The organism is Streptomyces sp. JK94, from assembly GCF_053613315.1.
The window spans coordinates 91,719-109,936 of the sequence record NZ_JBSICH010000010.1 but is presented as its reverse complement, the minus strand read 5'-3'; the positions used below and the strand labels follow the sequence as shown (position 1 = coordinate 109,936).

The window sequence follows — 18,218 nt, the reverse complement described above, 5'->3', positions numbered from 1 at the left end:
CGGACATCGAGCTGCACTACGAGGACAAGGGGACCGGTCAGCCGGTGGTGCTGATCCACGGCTACCCGCTGGACGGGAACTCGTGGGAGGGGCAGACGTCGGCCCTGCTGGACGCGGGCTTCCGGGTGATCACGTACGACCGGCGGGGCTTCGGCAAGTCCAGCCAGCCCTCGACGGGGTACGACTACGACACCTTCGCCGCCGACCTGAACACCGTGCTGGAGACACTGGACCTGCGGGAGACGGTGCTGGTCGGATTCTCGATGGGCACGGGTGAGGTGGCCCGCTACCTGTCGACGTACGGTTCGGCGCGTGTGGCCAAGGCGGCGTTCCTGGCCTCGCTGGAGCCGTTCCTGGAGATCACCGACGACAACCCCGACGGCGCGGCGCCGGCCTCCTTCTTCCAGGGTGTCTCGGAGGCGGTGAAGAAGGACCGGTACGCCTTCTTCACCGGCTTCTACAACGACTTCTTCAACCTCGACGAGAACCTGGGCACCCGCGTCAGCGAAGAAGCGGTCCGCAACGCCTGGAACGTCGCCGCCGGATCGGGCGCGATCGCCTCGGCCGCCGCCCCGCTCACCTGGCCCACCGACTTCCGCGCCGACATCCCCAAGATCGACGTCCCGGCTCTGATCGTCCACGGCACCGCAGACCGCACCCTGCCCGTCGACGCCACCGGCCGGCGCTTCGCCAAGGCCCTGCCCACCGCCCAGTACACCGAGATCGACGGCGCACCCCACGGACTCCTCACCACCCACACCGCCGAGGTCAACGAAGCCCTGCTGGCCTTCCTCGCCCGGTGACCCGTATCCCCGCCCGTCCGGCCCACTGATCCACAGGAGTAGTCATCATGAAGGTCCTCGTCGTCCTCACCTCGCACGACCAGCTCGGTGACACCGGTCGCACGACCGGGTTCTGGCTGGAGGAACTCGCCGCGCCGTACTACCGGTTCAAGGAGGCCGGCTGGGAGATCACCCTCGCCTCCCCGAAGGGCGGCCGACCGCCCCTGGACCCCAAGAGCAACGAGGCCGCCAACCAGACCGACCAGACCCGCCGCTTCGAGGCCGACGCGGAAGCGACCGCAGCGCTGGCGACCACCGTGCGCCTGGACTCGGTCAACGCCCAGGACTACGACACCGTCTTCTACCCCGGCGGCCACGGCCCGCTGTGGGACCTGGCCGAGGACGCCACCTCCGCCCGCCTGATCGAGACGACCCTGCGTTCCGGCAAGCCCGTCACCCTGGTCTGCCACGCCCCCGGCGTCCTGCGCCACACCGTCAACGAGGACGGCACCCCACTGGTCCAGGGCCGCAAGGTCACCGGCTTCACCAACTCCGAGGAGGAAGGGGTCCAGCTCACCGATGTCGTCCCCTTCCTCGTCGAGGACGAACTCATCAAGCTCGGCGGCAACTACTCCAAGATCGGCGACTGGCAGCCCTACGTCGTCCAGGACGGCCTGCTCATCACCGGCCAGAACCCCGCCTCCTCCGGCCCGGCAGCCGACGCCCTCATCACCTTCACCACGGCTCGGGCCGGATCCGCCGGTGAGGAGAGCCTGTCCGCCTCCACGTGAAAGATCCTTCCGGTCCGCCGGGCTTCTGCCCGGCGGACCGGAGGTGTTCCGCGGTGCCAGCCGCCGATCGTATCGAGTTCCGCCACGGCTTCGGCCGGCGGCGGTGGTCTGACGCAGGTGGGCGTGCGAGGAAGTGCCGGGGACGAGGGCGCTGAGCCGACCGAGCGCCGCGGTCGGCGCAGCGCCTGCTCGCGGCAGTACGCGACCTGCGCCGCGTCCCACCAACGGTCCGGCACGTATTCCGGCGAGCATCGCGGGAGCCGGTGTCCCGCCGGCGTCGAGCCGGTACGGCCGCGCCCCTCCCGGCTGCTGCGGCCCCTCCGGCACAGCCCGCCGGCCCGCGTGGACCTCACGCCGCGGGCGCGCCGAACCAGGCACCAGCGCCCGGCGGAGTGCACGCGCACGGCCCCTTGCTCGTCACCCTCCTCGTCGACGCCGACCGGAATGTCGTCGGTCACGGCACCGGCGGCCTGATCCTGGGTGTGCCCGCCAAGACCCTGCCCGCGCTGGTGGAACGGACACTGCCCGAAGCCCTGCTCGGGACGGAGGGGCTGCACGGCTCGGGGAACGACGGCGACCCGTTGCTGGTGCTCACCGAGTTCGACGGCCGCGCTGAATGAGGCCATGGAACACCGCGGCACACCCGCCCTCCCGGCCGCGGCGGCCGCACAACTGGCGGCACTCGTCCTGGGGTGCGTCTCTGGGGAGTGGAGCATCCCGGACGGCACCGACGAGTTCAGCGACACCGCCCGGCGCCTCCTCGACCAGGTGTGCACCGCCGCCTCGACCGCGTGAGCAGACGCGCACGCCCCGGCGAGCTCATCCGCTCTGTCGTCTCCCTGGCGTGCTGGCCGGGGCACTCCGACCCCGGGTTCACTGGGAAAGTACTCCCCTTCCTGCCCCGCGCCGGCGCACGAAGGAGCGCCGCCCTCGACGCGATCTTCGCGGAGCCGAGGCCGGCCGCCGGAGCCTGTGGGGCATGGCTCGTACCCCGCCGCAGGCGCGAAGTCCCACAGAAGTCCCAGAGATACCGCCGCGCCCCTCCCTGTCCTGCTGAGGAGCGGGTCAGGCGGGGTGCGGCGGCACTCGCCCATCAGATGTCCCGGAAGAAACGACCCAGTTTCATGACCTGCGACGATACGGGTTTGCAGAGCGTTGACCTGCGTGAATCATCCTTCAGATGTCTCCTGCGCGTGCTCGCTGACGCGGCCGAAAGTCCCAGAAGAGTCCCAGGAACCCCTGAGCCCACGACCGTTCTCCGGGCTGCGCGCGGACTTTCGCGATGCGAGCACGGTCGAGGGGTGTGTCCAGTAGACGGCTGAGCGAGCTGGTGAGTCCTCGCGCTTCGAGCGGAGGTCTTGACGGCGTGGAAGCAGGTGGCAGCGCCGGCCAGGGCAGCGGGCACCAGCAGGTAGGGGCCGCAGAAGATGAGCACGGTGCCCATGACAAGACAGCTGGCGGCGGCGCTGATTCGCAGGAGGGTGCGGCCCCGTAGCAGGACCGTCGCGGAGGCGAGCCCGGCCAGGGTGACGGCGGCCAGGCAGGCAGAGGTGGCCCGCAACAGGCTGTCCAGGCCGATGAGCCCGAATGCCACCGTCACGGTGATCACTGCCGAGGCCAGCGTGACGACCGTAAGGCTGCGCCGTGGGACGGCTGTGGCTCCCGCGGCTCCAGTGATGATGCCGAGCGGCAGGGCGCCTTGGCGGCCCAGCGCCTCACCCAGCCGGGCGGCTCCCGCGAGGTAGGCGTTGACCGCGCCGAAGGTGAGCAGGAGTGCGGCGGTTGCGGCCACCGCGCGGGCGGGTGCACCGAAGCCCTCCTCCAGGAGGAGCGTGAGAGGGGTGGTGGTGGTTCCGGCCCGCGGTCCGAGCACCCCGATGGTGACGAGGGCAAGTCCCAGGTAGAGGACGCTGACGATGCCCCAGGCCAGCAGGGTTGCGCGGGGAAGGTCACGGCTGGGCACGGCGAACTCCGCCGAGAGGTGGCTGATGGCTTCCCAGCCCGCGAAGGCGAAGAACAGGATGCCCGCCGCAGTTCCGACCGAGGTCCAGCCGTGAGGCAGGAAGGGAGTGAAATGGGCGGGCCGGACATACGTGCCGGTCACCGCGATGGTGACCACCAGCAGGGAGCTCAGAAGTCCGACCATGAGCAGTTGCATCCGGCCCGAAAGGCGCAGGCCGACGAGGTTGCTGCCGTAAGCCGTGGCCAGGACCAGCAGGGCGATCGTGGCCGTGGTGGAGTGCCCCCACCCCGCGGCAACTGCCACGTACTCCCCGCCGATGAGGGCCGCGGCAGGCACGCCCAGGGGGACAGCCCAGTAGAACCACCAGCCCACCGGCGCGGTGAGTCGTGGCCCGAAGGCTGAGCGAGCGAAGGCCGCCACCCCGCCGTCATCGGGATGCCGGGCACCCAGCACGGCGAACACCCAGGCGATGGGAAGGCTCACCATGAGGAGCCCGAACCAGGCCAGGATCGACCCCGGCCCGGCGACCGCCGCGGCCGTGGACGTCAACGTCAGTGCCCCGGGCCCCAGCACCGCACCGATGCACAGCGCCGTACCGTTCCCGACCCCCAGACCAGAACGCCTCTCCATCACACGCCTCCACTCGTTGTTCGGCTGGTGAAGGTGAACGTAGAGCGATCGGTCGGGGTGCAGGAGAAGTGCCGAAGGTAATTCGGCGGATCTGCGAAACTGGCGCTCATGGACGAACTTGATTCGCTGATCCTGGAACATCTGCAACGCGATGCACGGATCACCAACAGGGAACTGGCTCGCGTTCTGGGTATCGCCCCCTCCACCTGTCTGGAGCGCACCCGCGCGCTGCGCAAGAGCGGAATCATCACCGGTTTTCACGCGGCGGTCGACCTGAGGGCCATCAACCGCCCCGTCCAGGCGCTGCTCTCGATCCAGGTGCGCCCACTCAGCAGAGACGTCATCGAAGGCTTCAAGGCATACGTGAGTGCACTGCCCGAGGTTCTCTCCGTGTTCGTCATAGCGGGCGGCGACGACTTCCTCGTTCACGTGGCCGTACCTGACGTCGACCAGCTGCACACCCTCCTCATGGACCGCTTCAGTCAGCGCCGAGAGATCGTCAACTTCCGCAGCAACGTGATCTACCAGCACGTCAGCACCCAGGTCGTCAGCCCCTTGCACGACACCACCGTGTAGGAGGCCTCTCAGGCAGCTGTCCCACAGGGACGGTTCCCTGAGGTGACCGAGGAGGCGCAGGCAGCGCGGCGGGGAGAGGAGGGGCGGCCGTGGATGGCGTCACTGGAGAGCAAGACGACGAGGGCGGCTGCGACCGCCGTACAGTTGCACAGAACGCGCGGGCGAGGCCGTTCGCTCCTCGGACCTACCAGCCGTCGCCTGCACTGCACCATCCCCGCGCGCTGGCATGACGCAGCCCTGCCCCGGATATGGGCCCTGATCACCTGGCGAGTACGTTGCTGTGCTGCGTGCTGCGTGCTGAGTACTTCGGCCCACGGGCCGGTCACGTCCAGGACGCTCTTGCGTCCAGGAGGCGGCCCGTCGCTCGTCCGAGGAGGGTGTGACGGTCCGGCTGTCACCCAAGTCATGGAGTTTTGGGGTGAGCCTCGTCGACAACCCGCCGGTCGATGTCCTCAGCGTCGTGGTCTCGGCCGGGGTGCGACGCCTGCTCATCTCGCTGGCCGGGGATGACGCCGTCCGCGTGATCGTGTTCGACAGCGCGGACCCGGACTTCCCTCCTCCGCGCCCACGTCGACATGACCGCCACCCCGGACGCGCTCGCCGGACCCATGGCCGGATTGTCGGACGGCGTCGATGTCTTCCAGGCCGTCGGGGGGGGGCAAATGCGACGCCAGCCTCAGGTGACCCTCGTCAAGCCCGCAGGCAGGGCGCGCGGCGCAGGGGCCGAACGCGTCGTGGCCTTCGATGCCGCTGCCGGCGCTGCCGCCGTAGCCCCACGCTAGTGTCTGGGGTATCTCGATTCCTTGGAGCATCCGTGCAATACGATGGAAGGGCTCTTGGGGAGCAGCGCTCGACGCGGAATTCCGGTCCGGCGGTGGTGAGCCGAGAACCCGAGACCGCGGAGATCATCCGGCGTGTGGGCACCGACCGGTCCCACAGCGACGTTCTGATCGTCACGGGTGACCCCGGTGCCGGAAAGAGCACGCTGATCGACCTCGCGGCCGATCGCGTACGGGGCGCGGGTGGCCGAGTGCTGCGGGCGGTGGGGAGCGGTTCCGAGGCGCACCTCGGATTCGCCGGTCTTCATCAATTGTTGCGCCCGGTACTCGCTGAAACGCAGGGACTGCCGTCGCGGCAGCGCTCCGCGCTCCGAGCCGTCCTGGGGCTCGAAGAGTGTGCGGAGACTCCCGACGCATCGCTCGTCGGTCTGGCGGTCCTGACCTTGTTGTCGGACCTGGCGGAAACCGCCCCGCTGCTGGTGGTGGTCGACGACGCCCAGTGGATCGACCGCGGATCACTGGACGTTCTCTCGTTCGTGGCGCGACGCATGGGCAGCGAGCCCGTCACGCTGCTGGTCGGAGTCCGCACCGCGGCCGCCCTGCCTGGATTCGACAAGGGATACGAGCGCCTCGAACTCGGCCCGTTGGACGCCGAGGCGGCCAACCTACTGCTGGACCGGCAACCCACGCCGCCCGCCGGCCGAGCCCGGGTGCGGATCCTCCAGGAGGCGGCCGGCAACCCGCTGGCCCTGGTGGAACTGGCCCGCGCCACCGCGATCCGGCACCCCGAGGGGAGTGGCGTGGAGGGCCCGCTGCCGGTCACCGACCGACTGGAGCGGCTCTTCGCGGGGCACGCGGCGGACCTGCCGGAACCAACCCGCCGCATCCTGCTGCTGCTCGCGGCCGCCGACGCGGCGGACGCTCCGGTGGCGGCCGTGGGACTTCCCGAGGCGGACGACGAGGCATGGGTACCCGCGGACCGGGCCGGTCTCGTACGCCAGGACGGATCCCGGATCTCCTTCCGCCACCCGCTCATCCGCTCCGCCGTCTACCATGCCGCGTCGTTCGAGGAACGCCGCCGGGCCCACCTCGCTCTCGCGGAGTTGCTGCGCGAGGAGCCCGACCGCCGCGCCTGGCACCTCGCCGCCGCGACCGTACGCCCCGACCCCGACTTGCCGTCCTCCCTCGAGCAGACTACAGCCTGGTCCCGGCGTTGGGGTGGCTTCGCGGCCGCGGCCGCGGCCCAGGAGCGCGCCGCGGAACTCAGCCCGCGCCGCGAGGACCGGGCGCGTCTTCTGACCGAAGCCGCCACCACCGCCGTCTTCACCGGTCAACTCGGCTGGGTGGAACAACTGGCCGCCGCAGTCCGCGAGTGCACCGACGACCGGGCACTGCTGGGCAAAGCCGCGCTGGCCACCGGACAGCTCATGTCCCTGGGCTCCCATCACACAGCAGCCTTCGCCCTGCTCATGCGTGTTGCCGACGAGGCGGCGGACGCCCGGTCGCCCCTCGTTCTCGACGCGCTGGCCGCGGCGGCGGTGGTCCGTTACTACTCGGGCGAGGAGTCCCAACAGCGACAGATTCAGAGCCTGCTCTCCCGCATGCCCGACGATGCCGCCGGAGCGGCGCTGCGCGCCTGGGTCCTGGCCGTCTCGGACCCCAGCAGCGCAGGAGCCTTCCTCACACCGGCCCTGCCCGGGCTCATCGCCAAGGCCAAGGGCGACGCCAGTCGCCTGACCGCGCTGGCCGTCGTCGCCTGGCTGCTCGACCAGACCACCCTCGCCGCCAGGACATTCGACGAGGCGTTCGACCAGTGGCAGGCCCGTGGGTGGCTCCCGGACGGACTGGGATGCGCGGCCGGCTGGACTCGCCTGGAGCAGGGCCGATGGGCCGAGGCCCGCTCGGTGGCGACTGATATCGCGGCCATGGCATCGTCGGCCGGACTCGACCACGCCGAGGCGTGTGCTCACGCCCTCGATGCCACGGTGGTCGCTCTGCTCGGCGACCCGGCCGCCACACGCCGGCTCGTCGCACGAACCCTGGCTCTCGTCGATCCACTGGAGAGCCGCTCCGTCGCGGTCTTCGCGCGTCGGGCCCTGGGGATGGCGGCCGTGGCCGAGGGCGACTACGACACCGCGTACACGCAGTTCCGCTCCGCGTTCACCGACGACGGCGATCCGGTCCACTACCACGTCTCCTACACCCTCCTGGCCGAACTGGCGGCGGCGGCCGTCCGCCGAGGACGACAGGAACACGCCGCAGAGCTACTGGAAGGGTCGGCGCGGCGCCTCGGTGCAGGTATGTCGGTACGGGTGAGGACACTGATCGATCGGGGCCGCGCCCTGCTGGCGGAACCCGAGCACGCGGAGCCGTTCTTCCGCGCAGCGCTCAGGGAACCCGCAGGTGAGCAGTGGCCGTTCGAACGGGCGCAGACGCAGCTCGACTACGGGGAATGGCTCCGGCGGCAGCGCCGTATCGCCGAGGCCCGTCCGCTGCTGGGCGCCGCCCTCGAAACCTTCCAGCGGCTGGGCGCGCGGCCGTGGGCCGAGCGGGCACAGGCAGAACTACGCGCCGCCGGTATCGAGGCCGGCGACGTCGTACCCACTGCCTTCGCCGAACTCAGCCCCCAGCAGCAGCAGATCGTCCAGCTGGCGGCCCGTGGCCTGACGAATCGTGAGATCGGGGAAAAGCTGTTCCTCTCACCGCGCACGGTCGGTTCTCACCTTTACCGGGTGTTCCCCAAGCTCGGCATCACCGCCCGCTCACAGCTCCGCGACGTGGTCGAAGGCATATTGTCGGAAACCGGCGTCCAGGGCTGAGTGAGGTTTCCCCGTGCCAGCGGAAGATCTCGATGCTTACGCTGCGAGGGCGTGTCCTTCTCGTGTCGCTGCCGGGTTCCCAGCGGGGCGAGGCAGCTGCGGATCACGCAGCCCCAGATCGCCCGGGGCCCGGGCCGACGACTCCGACACCGGCTGCTCGCCTACTCGTCCGGCGACCCCCCTCCGCCTCGACGGAAGCCGTACGCAGCCCTTGGCGCAGGGCCCTGTCCAGCTTCTTGCCGACAGGCCGGAACAGCGGGGAATGAACCCGGCCGGCTCGTGGTTGCCAAAACCGAATCCGATTCGGATAACGGAAGGACAGCCATGACCGACTCGTCGCAGCGGTACGCACTCCTGGAAGCCCGCTACGGGCAGCAGGCGACGCCGGAGAACATCATCTGGAACGAGCAGATCGAAACACTGCTCGCGCACCGCTCAGTGCGCGCGTTCGCCGACGAGCCGTTGCCCGACGGCGCGCTGGAGACGGTGGTGGCAGCCGCCCAGTCGGCGTCCACGTCGTCCAACCTTCACCAGTGGAGTCTCGTGGCCGTCTCGGACCCGGAGACGAAGGCCGAGCTCGCGAGGCTGACGCACGGCGCGGAGTTCACCGGGTTCGACTTCGTCGCCCAGGCCCCCAGCGTGCTGCTGTGGGTGGCGGACATGTCGCGCAACCACGCGATCAGCGTCGAGCTGGGCAGCGAACCCGTCGTCACCGACTACGTCGACGCCTTCCTGATGGCGTCGATCGACGCGGCCCTGGCCGCCCAGAACGGTCTCGTCGCGGCAGAGGCGATCGGCCTGGGAGGCGTGTACCTGGGCTCGCTGCGCAACCACGCCAAGGAACTCGCCGACCTGATCGGACTTCCCTCGTACGCCTATGTCGTGTTCGGCATGGCCGTCGGCACCCCGGACCCGCGCCGCCCCAGCGCGGTGCATCCCCGCCCGGCGCAGGACGTCGTGCTGCACCGCGAGCGCTACCGGACACGGCCGACCGAGGAGTGGATCGAGGACTACGAGACCGCGTTCAAGGACTTCCGCGCCGAGTACGGACTGCGTGACAAGACATGGAGCCACTCCGTCGCGGTGGGCACGGGCCTGGACTACATGGACGGACGTGAAAACCTGCGCCGTACGCTGGAGGAGCGCGGCTACCTGCTGCGCTGAGGGCATTCCACAGGAAGTGGGGGACTGGGCGTGGCCAGGCCGAAGACGCCGCTGTTGTCCGCGACACGCATCGCGGACGCCGCGATCGAACTCGTCGACCGCACCGGTGACATCCAGATGGTTCAGCTGGCCCGGCACCTCGGCGTCGCCCCGTCCTCGCTCTACTCCCATGTCACAGGCCGGGCGAAGGTCATCGACCTCGCCCGGCTGCGGATGCTGGAACGTATGGAACCCGTCGGACCCGCGCACGACTGGCGCGAGGCCGTGGCCAACCTCCTGCGCCGGCTCACCACCCTGTATGCCAGGCACCGGCGCATCCTGCCGCTCTTCTCCACCACCGCCGTGGCCTGCGACCGTTCCCTCGCGGTTTACGAGCCGATGTTCGCCGCACTGATCGAAGGGGGCTTCCGGCTGGACCAGCTGCGCCTGGTCGTCGCCATGGTCGAGTTCCAGGCGTTCGGCCTCGCCCAGGGACTGCCGGCGCCGGCCATGTCCGACCACATCCGCGAGACCCTTCCCGCCTACACCGCGTCGGTGGACCACTCGCGCTACGACCTGGCCACCGCGACCGAGTTCTCCGTGGCCATGGTCATCGGCGGGCTGGAAGCGATCCGGACCCACCCCGGTGGGCCGTGACGCACTCCGGCACAACCGCGGCCGTCACGGCGGGCGGCCACCGGCATTCGACCGTCACATCTGTCGGCGCCGCAACGTAGTCGACCGCCACCGCACCCTGCCTCAGCAGCCCCCTGAACCGTAAGCCATCGTCCACGGGTGCAGACCCGTCCGGCGCCGCGCGGTCGTCAATGCCGACAACGGGCGCCTTGTCTCGTTTCACCGTCCACACCACTGCGAGCCACCCCACGCTCCTCCACCTGCGTGCTGCAGAGCCTCCGAAAGCAGTCACCTGACGCATACCGGAGGGAACCCTCGCGTACCGAGACTGGCGAAGGGGAGATGCCTCGCCTTCCACCTGGCCGACAAGAGGAAAGGCCCCGTGCTCAGAGCCGTCCGCACCGGTGCAGTCACGTGACGGATACCGCGCCCGCTGGAGCCGTTCGTACGGTTGGGTACACCTTACGAACTCCAAGGAAATCGCATGGAACAGATTACGCTCGGCAGCGTCTCCATCACCCGCGTCTGGGAATACTACGGTTCCGTCGAAATGGAGCCCCACGTTTTCTTCCCGGAAAGTTCGCAGGAAGTCTGGAAGGACGGCGTCCACTGGCTGGCCCCGCATTTTGTGGACTCCGAGACCAACACCGTGAACTCCGCGATCCAGACCTGGCTGCTGCGCAGCGGAGGCAAGACCATTCTCGTCGACACCGGTGTGGGCAACCACAAGGAGCGCCCGTACGCGCCGGTCTGGAGCCACCTGGAGACGGACTTCCTGGCCAACCTCGCCCGGGCGGGTGTCCAGCCCGAGGACGTGGACATCGTGATCAACACGCATCTGCACATTGATCATGTCGGTTGGAACACGTACCTGGACGGCCGACAGTGGGTGCCCACCTTCCCCAACGCCACCTATCTGATGCCGAAGGACGACTTCGACTTCTGGAATCCCGAGAACGGCCACAAGCCGCTGCTCGGCCGCGGCAACCAGAACGTCTTCGAGGACAGCGTGGCCCCGGTGCACCAGACCGGCCAGACGCTGCTGTGGGAGAACAGCCACCAGATCGACGCCGACCTGCGCCTGGACGCGGCTCCCGGACACACCCCCGGCTCCTCCGTGCTGACCCTCAGCTCTGGGACGGACCGCGCGGTGTTCGTCGGTGACCTGCTGCACAACCCGGCGCAGATCGTCGAGCCGGACGCCAACAGCTGCTTCTGCGAGGACCCCGCAGGCGCCCGCGCCACCCGCCGCAAGGTGCTGGGCTGGGCGGCCGACAACAACGCGCTCCTGATCCCCGCGCACCTTGGTGGGCACGGAGCCGCCGAAATCGCGCGTAACGGCAACACGTTCGACATCAAGGGCTGGGCGCCCTTCGCCCCGTACTCCGAGCAGCGCTGACGCCCCCGGAAAGGCATAGCTGTGAGCCACGAACCCGAGCCCGTCGTCACCACCGCACAGGGAGCCGTCCGCGGTCTCCGTCAGGACGACGGCACCGCCACCTTCCTGAACATCCCCTACGCCGCTCCTCCGACGGGCGCCGGCCGGTTCGCCCCGCCGCAGCCACACGGGCCCTGGGACGGCGTACGGGACGCCACCGTGCCCGGCCCCAACGCCCCGCAGTCCGAGCGGAAGCTCGGCAGCATCGACATGGCCCCGTACTTCGGCGCCGGCTGGAGCCGTGGCGAGGACTACCTGACCGTCAACGTCTTCCAGCCCACCGCCGCGGACAGCGCTCTGCCCGTGATGGTGTTCGTCCACGGCGGCGGGTTCGTCGCCGGGTCGACGCGGTCCGCGCTGTACGACGGTTCCGCCTTCGCCCGCGACGGCGTCGTCCTGGTCACACTCAACTACCGGCTGGGCATCGCCGGGTTCCTCGACATCCCCGGGGCGCCCGCCAACCGCGGCCTGCTCGATGTCGTCGCGGCCCTGCGCTGGGTGCGGGAGAACATCGCCGCCTTCGGCGGTGACCCGCACAACGTCACCCTCTTCGGCCAGTCGGCCGGAGCGACCATCGTCAGCGGCATCCTCGCCACCCCTGAGGCGGCGGGCCTGTTCCGCCGGGCGATCACGCAGAGCGGCAGCGGACTGGGGGCGTTCACCTCCGAGCAGGCCGCCCGTGTCACCAAGGCCGCGGCCGAGGAACTGGGCATCGAGCCGCACACCGACGCCTTCGCGGACATCTCCGACGAGCGCCTGGTGGAGGCCGCCTCCCGGCTCGCGGGCATCGACCTGCGGACCGAGACGCACCACGATCCGCTGATCGGCCTCAGCCCCTTCAGTCTGGTGCTCGACACACAGCCCGCCGTGTCCGTCGGCGCCGGCCTGAGCGCCGACGTCGACCTGCTCGTCGGGACCAACACCGAGGAGGGAAACCTCTACCTGGTCCCCGTCGACAAGTACGCGATCTCGACCGCCGACGATGTCGACGATACGGCGGTGCGCTCACACCCGAAGCCCGCGCAGCTCGTGGAGACGTACCGCAACACCCGCCCCGAGGCGTCCTTCGGTGGGCTGCGGTCGGCCATCATGGGTGACGCGCTGTTCGGCGCGGGCAGCTGGGCCCTGGTCGGCGCACATGCCGCCCACCCCCAGTCCGCCACGTTCAGCTACGAGTTCGCCTGGCGTTCCCAGGCCCTGGGCGGAGACCTCGGCGCCACCCACACGATGGAACTCCCCTTCGTCTTCGACATCGCGGAACTTCCGCAGCTGGCGGGTGAGGGCGTCCTGCTCGGTCCCGACAAGCCCCCCGTGGACCTTGCCACCCGCACGCACGAGGCCTGGATCCGCTTCGCCAGGACCGGCAACCCCGGCTGGGACCAGTACGACACCACACGCCGGACCACGATGCGCATCGACGCCGAGTGGACCCAGGTCGACGACCCTCGCAGCCAGGAACGACAGGCCTGGGCCTGCCTCCCTCGCACAGACGGCTCTGTGCGCCCTTCCGCCAAGGACACACCATGAGAACCGTCATCACCACCGAGAACGCACCCACTCCGGCAGCCCCGCTGTCCCAGGGCATCCGCAAGGGCCCGATCCTTCAGGTCTCCGGGCAACTCCCGTTCGACCCGACCACCGGCGCGGTCGTCGGCACCACGGTCGCCGAGCAGACCACGCAGACCCTGCGCAACGTCACCGCCGTACTCAAGGCGGCCGGCGCCGGACTGGAAGACGTCGTGATGCTCCGCGCCTACCTCACCGACCCCGCCCACCTGCCCGAGCTGAACGAGGCGTACGCGGCGGCCGTCGGCGAACCTTTCCCCGCCCGCACCACCGTTTACATGCAGCTCCCTCCGGGGCTGCTCGTGGAGATCGACGCCCTGGCAGCCCTGGACGACTGACTCGGCTACAGGGCAAGGCCGGTCCGGCGTGGCCCACGGGACCGCGCCGGACCGGCCTCCATCCCTGGACAAGGAGGGAGACACGAGGGATGGTCACCTGTCGAGAGCGTGCGTCAACCTGAGGGTTGCACCGGTGAACCTGCTGGACGTCTTGTGCTCCCTGTCGGGGCACCCTGCACCGCCCTCCGGTCCTCATCCGGCACGGCGCGTCTACGGGCGCGTACTCCACGCAGCGGCCTCGCTGCCGCTGGGCGCGCTGCAACCGGGCGACGTGAGCGTTGCCACCGAGGTGCGCGCCGGCCTCCTGAACGCCCACGTCCCGCCCCTGTCGGACGCGGTCGCCCGTTGCATCCAGCACACGGTCGACGACCTGGGCCCGCCGACCTGTGAACGCTGGCACGCTGTACCGCCATGACCCGCGACGACCTCGCGTGGGGTGCCACCGCATCTCCGGCGCGGGAACGCCTCGAACAGCCGGACTCTCTGGACGACATCGCCGCGCAGGTCATCGTGGACGAAATCGCCGCACGGACCCCGTGCCGGTGGGGTGACGTTCAGCGATAGTTGGGCATGTCCGGTGCCCGTGCGGGGCACGGGGGCGAGTACTGCTCGGGGCTCGGATGGCCGTTTGTCCTTGGGCTGCCTCTGGCAACATAGCTGTATCGCCTGTCCGGCCAGGATGGCCTGACGCGACGGTGAGCGGCGGTTCGCGCACCTTGCCCGCGGGGCTCAACTCCAGGACCAGCCAGGAGGCGGCCAGCGGTACCGTCATCACCCACATTGTGGGACGAATACCATTGGCCGACCCTGAAGGGCCGCCCGGTGCAGACTGCCGGCCCGCGACGAGTAGGCTGATCGTTCGGCATCGGACAGGGGAGGTCGGCGTGGACTATGGCGACAAGCTCTTCTGGCTCTCGGTCGTGATTCAACGCAAGTACGCGCAGATCTGCGCCGAGTTCGACCTGACCCCCTCGCAGGCCACGCTGCTCTGCGCAGTCAGGAACGAGCCGCGGCAGATGGCTGACCTCGCCGCGGCGTTGGGTATGACCAAGAACGCATTGAGCCAGCTGGTCGATCGCACCGCGCGGCGCGAGTTGGTCGGCCGGGCAAGCTCGGCGCAGGACCGACGGGTCGTCATGCTCAGTGCGACGCCCACGGGGAAGGTGCTCGGCGAGGCCGTTTACGCCGAGGTCGCCAAGCGCCTGCCCGAGATCGCGAGGAACCTCGACGCCGACGACCAGCGCGACTTCGAGCGCGTGGCCACCGCCATCGTGGACACCTCGGACCTCTCTTCGCCCGCCTCGAACCGACCCGTCACACCGTGAGGTCCCGCTGCCCCCGCACCTTGACGAAGTTCATGCCGTGAACTAGTTTCGTTCATGCCGTGAATTAGTGAAGGGTGGCAGCGATGAGCACACAGACGACCGGCACGATCGCGGTCTTCGGCGCGACGGGGCAACAGGGCGGGGCGGTGGTCGACGCGCTGCTGGACCACAAGGCGCGGGTGCGGGCTTTGGTCCGCAACCCGCAGTCCGACCGGGCTCAGGCGCTGGCCGCCCGCGGCGTCGAGCTGGCGGCCATCCGGGCCGACGACCCGGCGTCGCTGGTCGCCGCGCTGGCGGCGGTCGAGGGGTTCTACTTCATGACCCCGGAGGCGAACAGCCTCGAAGAGGTCGAGGCGGAGATCCGCACCGGTACCGCGCTCGTCGACGCGGCGGTCGAGGCGGGCGTCCCGCACGTCGTGTTCAACTCGGTCTTCGGAGCGGACCGGGAGTCGGGTGTGCCGCACCACGACTCGAAGCACCGGATCGAACAGCACCTGCGGAAGTCCGGCCTGAGGGCCGCGATGGTTCGCGCGACCGCCTTCATGGAGAACTTCGCGAGCGTGATGGCACCGAGCCTGGAGCATGGGGAGATCGTGCTGAGGCTGCCGCTGCCGGAGGACGTCGCCCTGAAGATGATCTCGGTCAGGGACATCGGCCGGGTCGCCGCCGCGCTCCTGCTCGACATCGCGGAGGCGCCCGGCGGAGCCGTTGAGCTCGTCGGCGACGAGCTGACGGGCCCCCAGATCGCCGCGGCGTTCGGCGCGCGCGCCGGGCTCCCGGCACGGTACGAGGTCCTCCCGTTGCGCGTGCTTCCCAGCGACCTCGACAAGGCGATGTTCCGCGAGTTCGCGAAGGCGCAATCCCCCTCGGACCTCGCGGTGGTGCGCTCGATCGAGCCGGCCGCCCTGGACCTGGTCGAGTGGATCCGAGCTACCGGCTGGACCGCGCCCACAAACGTGGCTGGTTCCTGAGCCTCCGGCCGCGATGAACGCCCCGTGATCTGCCGCGGGCCCTGGCTTCACTGTCCGGAGAAGGACTGCCCGGGCTCCCCCTGAGGCTGTCCCACCGCCTGGACCTCTCGCCCACCATGCTGTTCGCACGAACCGGCCTCCAGACGTCGCGAGGCAGCTACACCACGGGCCGGCTCCTCCTGGGCCTCGAACACCTCAAGACATTCGCCCAGCCCACTCAGCTCACGCCCGTCGAAGCCGCGCGCCTCACCCTCGAACCCGACACCGAGCGATACGCACCGATCGCCCTGCCCCTGCACCCGTGCCCCCAACCGGTTCCTCCCCTACGACCTTTGGGTGTTCACCAGCTTCACTCGGTACTGCCCTCACTGCCTCGCCGGAGACGGCTAGGTGATCCAGCAACGACACGGCGGCCCCTGGATAATCCGATGGCGCCTACCGGGTACCGGTGGAGAGTTCGGCGGGTCAGTCCGGCCCGCTCCGCGATCTGCGTCACCGTCACAGCGTCGTAGCCGTGCTCGCCGAAGGTCCGCGCGCTGTCGACGCCTGTCCGTTCGAACTCCCCGGCGGGCCCGCCACTCGTACGGTGTCTGTCCCGCCAGCGGCGGTGGCAGCGCAGTCGGTCGGGCTCTGGTCGTAGCGTCTGCGGAAGGCGCGGGCGAAGTGACCGCTGTCGGCGAACTGCCAGCGGGCGGCGATTTCCGTGATGGTCATACGCCGGTGCGGTGTGAGGAGGGCGCGGCGCGCCTCGTCGAGGCGGCGCTCTCGGATGTAGGCGCTCAGCGACTGGCCTTCATGGGCGAATGCCCGTTGGAGAGTGCGGGCGGAGACGTTGAGCCCTCGTGCGAGAGCCGCGGGGGAGAGGCCGGGATCGGTGAGCCGCCGGTCAGCCAATTTCCGAGCCGCTTGGGCCAATGCCGGTGACAGCAGGGGCTCCACGTCGTCGAGGCCGCCCTCTACAACGGCGCGGGCCAACTCGACCAGGGTTTCGCGGGCGGCATGGACCCCGGCCGCTCCGAGGCCGCCCAGCATCCGGCCCACCATGGTGGCGTGCGCGGTCAGCAGCCGAACCTCCGGACTGTCGGCCGGACCGGAGGCCGTTCTGCCCCCGTTGTGCCGGATCTCGGCAGCGGGGAGGACGAGTACCTGGGCGGTGGAGCCTGCTTCCGCGGAGAAGTAGGTCAACTTCCCCGTCTGGGCCAGTAGGTGGCCGGCCTGCGTGGTGTGCTCGATTCCTCCTGGCTCTCCGAACCGCCAGGTTCCCCGGTGGACGATCCAGAGGCGTATGTGATCGTCGGTCCCGACCTGTCTGCCCGCCGTCCGGAGTGCGGCAGCGTTCTCGAAGCGGTTGAACATCGCGTCCCGCACCTGGAAGGCTTCGGACCGCGCCGCGAAGGTGGCCGTGGTCGTCCGGTCGAAGGGCGCCAGCGCGAAGGCCCCGCCCAGCCGGGTCTGCCACTCGTACGCGAAGTCGCTGAAGGCGTTCGCGCCGCTCAGGCTCACCGAGAGAGTGCTGTTCATGGGTGTCGCGAATCTCCGTTCAAGCTGTCGCGCCGATCCGAGCCTCTGGCGCCGAGCCCTTTCTACAATCTTGACAAGAACTGCAACAAAAGTAAGAGGTGGCGAATTGAGCACGATCGCAATCGTCGGCGCAGGCCCGCAGCTGGGCCGGTCGATCGGCCGGCGGTTCGCGGCTGAGGGCTTCGACGTGGCGCTGATCGCCCGTAATCGTACGAGGCTGCAGGCGGTAGCCGATGATCTGGCCGACACGGGCGTCCGGGTCGAGGTGTTTCCCGCCGACGTGACGGATCGGCCTGCTCTGCACGCGGCGTTGACTGCGGCCGAGGAGCGACTGGGGCCGATCGACGTGCTCGAGTATTCACCCGCGCCGACCCCGGCCGATCTGCGCCGCGCGCCGCTCGTCGAGGCCACGAAGGTCACCGTCGAGTCGGTTCTGGCCCAGCTGGATCTCTACCTGCTCGGCGGCGTCGCGGCGGTGCAGCACGTCCTGCCCGGCATGCTGGAGCGCGGCACAGGTACGGTCCTGGTCAGCAGTGGCGCAGGTTCGGGGCCGCTGATCGCCCCGCACGTGGCGAACGTCCAGGTCGCCACCGGTGGGATGCGCAACTGGATCCTCAACCTGCATGCCGCGCTTTCCGGCACCGGCGTCTACGCCGCGCACGTGGCGATCGCCGCCTTCATCGGCCAGGGCGGCCACGCTTCCCAGCCCCAGACGATGGCCGACGCCTACTGGCAGCTGCACACCGGGCGCACCGAAGCCGAGCTGGTCATCCAGGACCTGCCGGATGACTACCTGGAAAAGGGCCTGGCGGACAAGTTTCTCGAGTCCTGAGACTTCCCACCGCTCCCCGACGGAAGCGAGTTCTGCAACACGTCCTCGCCGGCGGCCGTCCAGGAGGCGGTGTAGATCGGACCGCGGCAGTGTTCTGGTCGCCGTCTC

At 69.8% G+C, this 18,218-nt stretch carries 19 protein-coding genes; 16 read left to right on the top strand and 3 right to left on the bottom strand.

The window, feature by feature from the left end:
• The 4 genes from ACVV2G_RS10540 to ACVV2G_RS10525 all read left to right on the top strand — a co-directional run.
• On the top strand, positions 1-803 hold an 803-nt coding region (locus ACVV2G_RS10540), incomplete at its 5' end, for an alpha/beta fold hydrolase (protein ID WP_453842373.1).
• Positions 804-850: 47 nt separating this feature from the next.
• On the top strand, positions 851-1,573 hold the full coding sequence (locus tag ACVV2G_RS10535; protein ID WP_453842372.1) for a type 1 glutamine amidotransferase domain-containing protein: 723 nt from the start codon (positions 851-853) through the stop codon (positions 1,571-1,573).
• 410 nt (positions 1,574-1,983) lie between these two features.
• Positions 1,984-2,193, top strand: a complete 210-nt coding sequence (locus ACVV2G_RS10530) for a hypothetical protein (protein WP_453842371.1) — start codon at positions 1,984-1,986, stop codon at positions 2,191-2,193.
• A gap of 4 nt (positions 2,194-2,197) precedes the next feature.
• Complete coding sequence (locus tag ACVV2G_RS10525) at positions 2,198-2,368, top strand: hypothetical protein (RefSeq protein ID WP_453842370.1); 171 nt, start codon at positions 2,198-2,200, stop codon at positions 2,366-2,368.
• Between the two features lie 298 nt (positions 2,369-2,666).
• Here the strand turns inward: ACVV2G_RS10525 and ACVV2G_RS10520 are convergent, their stop codons facing one another.
• Positions 2,667-4,307, bottom strand: coding sequence for an APC family permease (locus ACVV2G_RS10520; RefSeq protein ID WP_453842369.1), 1,641 nt, complete (start codon positions 4,305-4,307; stop codon positions 2,667-2,669).
• On the opposite strand from ACVV2G_RS10520, the gene ACVV2G_RS10515 reads away from it, so the two are divergent.
• The 11 genes from ACVV2G_RS10515 (at position 4,275) to ACVV2G_RS10465 (ending at position 15,757) form a co-directional block, all read left to right on the top strand.
• Entirely contained in the window at positions 4,275-4,742 is a 468-nt protein-coding gene (locus ACVV2G_RS10515; protein ID WP_453842368.1) for an Lrp/AsnC family transcriptional regulator, read from the top strand. The genes ACVV2G_RS10520 and ACVV2G_RS10515 overlap by 33 nt on opposite strands.
• 814 nt (positions 4,743-5,556) lie before the next feature.
• A complete protein-coding gene (locus ACVV2G_RS10510) occupies positions 5,557-8,340 on the top strand; it encodes a helix-turn-helix transcriptional regulator (protein WP_453842367.1) in 2,784 nt (927 codons plus the stop codon).
• Positions 8,341-8,664: 324 nt separating this feature from the next.
• Positions 8,665-9,504, top strand: coding sequence for an NADPH-dependent oxidoreductase (locus tag ACVV2G_RS10505; RefSeq protein WP_453842366.1), 840 nt, complete (start codon positions 8,665-8,667; stop codon positions 9,502-9,504).
• A gap of 30 nt (positions 9,505-9,534) precedes the next feature.
• A complete protein-coding gene (locus ACVV2G_RS10500; protein WP_453842365.1) occupies positions 9,535-10,140 on the top strand; it encodes a TetR/AcrR family transcriptional regulator in 606 nt (201 codons plus the stop codon).
• Positions 10,141-10,603: 463 nt separating this feature from the next.
• The gene (locus ACVV2G_RS10495; protein ID WP_453842364.1) at positions 10,604-11,518 is read left to right on the top strand and encodes an MBL fold metallo-hydrolase; all 915 of its coding nucleotides are present in this window, start codon (positions 10,604-10,606) and stop codon (positions 11,516-11,518) included.
• A gap of 21 nt (positions 11,519-11,539) precedes the next feature.
• Positions 11,540-13,084 carry a carboxylesterase/lipase family protein gene (locus ACVV2G_RS10490; RefSeq protein ID WP_453842363.1) on the top strand — a complete coding sequence of 515 codons (1,545 nt, stop codon included), beginning with the start codon at positions 11,540-11,542 and terminating at the stop codon, positions 13,082-13,084.
• Positions 13,081-13,461 carry a RidA family protein gene (locus tag ACVV2G_RS10485; protein WP_453842362.1) on the top strand — a complete coding sequence of 127 codons (381 nt, stop codon included), beginning with the start codon at positions 13,081-13,083 and terminating at the stop codon, positions 13,459-13,461. Before ACVV2G_RS10490 ends, ACVV2G_RS10485 begins: the two co-directional genes overlap by 4 nt.
• A 271-nt stretch (positions 13,462-13,732) precedes the next feature.
• Positions 13,733-13,876: a hypothetical protein gene (locus ACVV2G_RS10480; protein ID WP_453842361.1), complete on the top strand. Its 144-nt coding sequence runs from the start codon at positions 13,733-13,735 to the stop codon at positions 13,874-13,876.
• Complete coding sequence (locus ACVV2G_RS10475; protein ID WP_453842360.1) at positions 13,873-14,025, top strand: hypothetical protein; 153 nt, start codon at positions 13,873-13,875, stop codon at positions 14,023-14,025. The genes ACVV2G_RS10480 and ACVV2G_RS10475 overlap by 4 nt, the downstream gene beginning before the upstream one ends.
• A 320-nt stretch (positions 14,026-14,345) precedes the next feature.
• Positions 14,346-14,786, top strand: coding sequence for a MarR family winged helix-turn-helix transcriptional regulator (locus ACVV2G_RS10470; RefSeq protein WP_453842359.1), 441 nt, complete (start codon positions 14,346-14,348; stop codon positions 14,784-14,786).
• 83 nt (positions 14,787-14,869) lie between these two features.
• Positions 14,870-15,757 carry an NmrA family NAD(P)-binding protein gene (locus tag ACVV2G_RS10465; RefSeq protein WP_453842358.1) on the top strand — a complete coding sequence of 296 codons (888 nt, stop codon included), beginning with the start codon at positions 14,870-14,872 and terminating at the stop codon, positions 15,755-15,757.
• A 349-nt stretch (positions 15,758-16,106) separates the two neighbouring features.
• Here the strand turns inward: ACVV2G_RS10465 and ACVV2G_RS10460 are convergent, their stop codons facing one another.
• Together ACVV2G_RS10460 and ACVV2G_RS10455 are read right to left on the bottom strand one after the other, a co-directional pair.
• Positions 16,107-16,253: a hypothetical protein gene (locus tag ACVV2G_RS10460; RefSeq protein WP_453842357.1), complete on the bottom strand. Its 147-nt coding sequence runs from the start codon at positions 16,251-16,253 to the stop codon at positions 16,107-16,109.
• Between the two features lie 2 nt (positions 16,254-16,255).
• A complete protein-coding gene (locus tag ACVV2G_RS10455) occupies positions 16,256-17,278 on the bottom strand; it encodes a helix-turn-helix domain-containing protein (protein WP_453842356.1) in 1,023 nt (340 codons plus the stop codon).
• 106 nt (positions 17,279-17,384) lie between these two features.
• On the opposite strand from ACVV2G_RS10455, the gene ACVV2G_RS10450 reads away from it, so the two are divergent.
• A complete protein-coding gene (locus tag ACVV2G_RS10450; protein ID WP_453842355.1) occupies positions 17,385-18,110 on the top strand; it encodes an SDR family NAD(P)-dependent oxidoreductase in 726 nt (241 codons plus the stop codon).
• Positions 18,111-18,218 lie beyond the last annotated feature (108 nt).